Consider the following 3,507-nt stretch of genomic DNA (forward strand, 5'->3'; position numbering starts at 1 on the left):
CGCCACAGAATGCGAAACTCAGCATAAGGGGACATACACAGTCCCTTCTCTTGTTTATTTCTTGCTACTTCTACTCCTTATAGTATAGGGATTCTGTGGGTGTTCGTCAAGCCGCGCTGGCAGACTCTCCTCGAGATTGCCGGGCTGATCGCTTGCCGCCTGCGGGCGGCCGTGCTGTTCGGCCCCTCTTCTCCGCAAGATAAAAAATGACCCCAAGCATGGGCTTGGGGCCATTTTTTATGCGGGAGAAGGGGGTCGAACCCTCACTCCGTTGGAACTGGTGCCTAAAACCAGCGCGTCTGCCATTCCGCCACTCCCGCACGGAAACTTTATTTATAGTAACAAGATTCGCGGCAAAAGTCAACTGCCGGGTGATAATTCTCCCTTTCTTGGCGCATAATAACCCCAAAAACAGCAAGGGAGGCCCTCGGCGTGAAGAAAAAGCACCGGTCATGGCAGCAGCGGGCAGGGCTTGCGGCGGCGTATCTGCTGTTGGCCCTCGCTGCGGCTCTGGGCTGGCTGTACAGCAGCCTGCCGGACCGGGTCTATCTGGAGCCGGGACAAGCCCTGTCTCTCCCCCGCTTCCAGTGGGTCGAGCCGCAGAGCGGCCATGGGAGCCAGAACGTCGCCAGCACCCGGGCCGTGGGCAGCTACCAGACCACCCTGACGCTGGGCGGCTGGTTCCCCATCAAGACCATCCGGGCCGTGGTGGCAGAGCGGCCCAAGGTGACGGTCTGCGGCACCCCCTTCGGCGTCAAGATGTTCTCCGAAGGGGCACTCATCGTGGGGTTCTCCGAGATCGGGCAGGCCAGCGGCGGCACATCGAATCCTGCCAAGGCAGCGGGGCTGCGTCTCGGCGACCGGGTCATCTGCATCGGGCAGACTCGCACCGAGAGCAATGATGCCGTAAAGGAAGCACTGGACGCCGCCGAGGGACAGGCCGTGGAGGTCGTATATATCCGCAGCGGCGAGCAGAAGTTGACCACTCTGACCCCGGTGTGGGACAGTGCCTCCGGACAGTGGCGGGCCGGGATGTGGGTGCGGGACTCCTCTGCCGGGGTGGGCACCCTGACCTTCGCGGACGAAGAGCTTGGCGTTTTTGCGGGGCTGGGCCACCCCATCAGCGACAGCGACACCGGCGAAAGCGTCGCCCTGCGCAGCGGCGAGATCGTCCCCTGCGAGATCACCGGATGCAGCGTGGGCACTGCCGGAAGCCCCGGCGAGCTGAAGGGACATTTTCTGAGCGCCCACGCCATCGGCACCATCCGCATCAACGGTGAGAATGGCGTCTACGGCACCACCCGCACCCACTTTCCGGGCCAGCTGCGGGAGATCGCCTTCGCGCAGGAGGTCGCCACCGGCCCTGCCGAGATATGGGCCACCACCGAGGGCGGCACGCCCCGCACCTATCGCATCCAGATCGAGCGGGTCAGTGATGCTGACCCCCGGCGGAATCTGGTCATCCGGGTGACAGACCCCACCCTTCTGTCCTCCACCGGCGGCATCGTACAGGGCATGAGCGGCAGCCCCATCCTCCAGAACGGACGTCTTGTGGGCGCTGTGACCCATGTTCTGGTCAACGACCCCACCCGGGGCTATGGCATTTTCGCCCAGACCATGCTGGAACAGGCAAAAAACGCCGCTGAAATGCAGAGAACGGAATGAGCCGGAAGATTTTTATGAAAATCCCAGAAATTGTAAAAATTTCCTGTTGCATTCCATGGTAAATTATGGTAAAATATAGAGCGTAAAGGGAACTGCACACATTGGAGGAAAGTACGATGGATAAAGTAAGATTTTTGATGTCGGATACCAGTGCGGATGTTACGGCGGCCTGCCGGGATGCGCTGGAGCAAAAGGGCGTGGAAGTGACCGTCGTGGAAAAGGACGGACTTCAGATCTTGCAGAAGATGCTTGCGGTACGGCCGCAGGTCGTTCTGCTGGACGCCTTCATGCCCGGGCTGGACGCGCTGGCCGTCAAGCAGAAATATGTCGCCGCCGGCGGGACACACACCACCTTCTTTGTCACCGGCGCGTTCCAGAGCGAAGAGATGGTGCAGGAGTTGCTGGACGAGGGCTTCGCCTACTACTTTGTCAAGCCCTTCGACGAAAATGTCCTCGCCAGCCGGGTGCTCAAAGTCGCCCACGGCCACCAGAAGCGCCTCATCACGGCCAGCGTGGACAGCGACGAGCTGAAGGTCACCGACATTCTGCACCAGATCGGCGTCCCCGCCCACATCAAAGGCTACCAGTTCCTGCGGGATGCCATCCTGCTCACCATGAATGAGCCGGAGTACATCAACGCCGTCACCAAGCGCCTCTACCCGGAGATCGCCAAGAAAAACGACACCACCGCCAGCCGGGTAGAGCGCGCCATCCGCCACGCCATCGAGGTGGCATGGGACCGGGGCGATGTGGACACCCTGAATTCTTATTTCGGCTACACCATCCACAACCTGCGCGGCAAGCCCACCAACAGCGAGTTCATCGCCATGATCGCCGATAAGATGCGGCTAGATAAGCACCAGCAGGCAGGCTGAAACATCACGTCTCTGTTCCATTTTTCGATAGCGCTCTTCATTTATCGCAAGGCAAGAAATTAGTGCAACATGAAAACAGCATATTTGCGATATGCAATTCAACGCTGTTGCTGTTGCATTAAAAAGTTGAATTGCTATATTATCGGGTGTGAAATCAGAAATTACGGTTCCCTCATCATACAATAAAATGAAGCCTCCTGTTCCGGTTTTCCGGCGCAGGAGGCTTTTTTTGTGCTGACGAGCAGAAATCGTACAGCAGGGTCAAGGCACCGCTCCCGCACCTTGACGTCTGCATCTCCTTTGCGGCGATGGATGTTTCCAACGCATTTCAACTCTATGGAGTTTTGCCGCAGAACAAGGAAACGCCCCTTCACACCTTCGACCGGACCTGAAGTTTTTCACACAACGAAAAACCCGTATGGACACTGAATCTTCCAGTGCCCATGCGGGTTTCGACTTTGGTGCGAGGGAGGGGATTTGAACCCCCAAGGATAAACCACACGCACCTCAAACGTGCGCGTCTGCCAGTTCCGCCACCCTCGCATATGAAGTTTTGATGCAATCTGCGTTTTGTAACCGCTCTGAGGTTCAAGCCGTATCGCTGACTGCTCAAGTATAATACCATACTCCCCCTGCAATGTCAAGCGTTTTCATAGATTTTTTTGCCATTCATATCTTGTAAATGGAGTTTCCGTGCAGAAATGACTTAACAAGGAGGTTTTTTGGAATGGCTTTTTTTAAATTCGGCAAGGCACCGCGTTGGCTGGTGAGCCTCCTGCTGCTCTCGGCCGGGGCGGCGGCAGGGTTCGGGCTGGGGATATTCTGCGGCGCAGAGCCAGTCGTAGGCTGTCGGGAGAGCGACCTGACCCCGCTGCCGGACGAAAGCTTCGTCTCTCCTGTCCCCGCATCGTCGGTACAGACGCCGCCCGAGCCGGAGCCGCTGCCGGACAAATGGGTCTGTCTGACC

2 protein-coding genes, 2 tRNA genes and 1 pseudogene are annotated in these 3,507 nt (G+C 58.2%); 3 read left to right on the forward strand and 2 right to left on the reverse strand.

From position 1 onward, the window contains the following. Nucleotides 1–240: 240 nt before the first annotated feature. Nucleotides 241–320 (reverse strand) — tRNA-Leu (locus ACT8X9_RS13095). A 112-nt stretch (nt 321–432) separates the two neighbouring features. On the opposite strand from ACT8X9_RS13095, the gene spoIVB reads away from it, so the two are divergent. Together spoIVB and spo0A are read left to right on the forward strand one after the other, a co-directional pair. After that, complete coding sequence (gene spoIVB, locus ACT8X9_RS13100; RefSeq protein WP_444269287.1) at nt 433–1,665, forward strand: SpoIVB peptidase; 1,233 nt, start codon at nt 433–435, stop codon at nt 1,663–1,665. A gap of 116 nt (nt 1,666–1,781) precedes the next feature. Then, entirely contained in the window at nt 1,782–2,540 is a 759-nt protein-coding gene (spo0A, locus tag ACT8X9_RS13105; protein ID WP_227619983.1) for a sporulation transcription factor Spo0A, read from the forward strand. Nucleotides 2,541–2,999: 459 nt separating this feature from the next. Here the strand turns inward: spo0A and ACT8X9_RS13110 are convergent. Next, nucleotides 3,000–3,083, reverse strand: a tRNA-Leu gene (locus ACT8X9_RS13110). A 184-nt stretch (nt 3,084–3,267) separates the two neighbouring features. Between ACT8X9_RS13110 and ACT8X9_RS13115 the strand changes: the two are divergent. Then, nucleotides 3,268–3,507, forward strand: a pseudogene (locus tag ACT8X9_RS13115) (hypothetical protein); the annotation flags it as partial.

This window comes from Faecalibacterium sp., assembly GCF_052358865.1.
Taxonomy (GTDB): Bacteria; Bacillota; Clostridia; order Oscillospirales; family Ruminococcaceae; genus Faecalibacterium; species Faecalibacterium butyricigenerans.

What these genes read in the sequence shown, in the direction of transcription:
- spo0A (WP_227619983.1), top strand. Translation starts at nt 1,782, where the DNA reads ATGGATAAAGTAAGATTTTTGATGTCGGATACCAGTGCGGATGTTACG.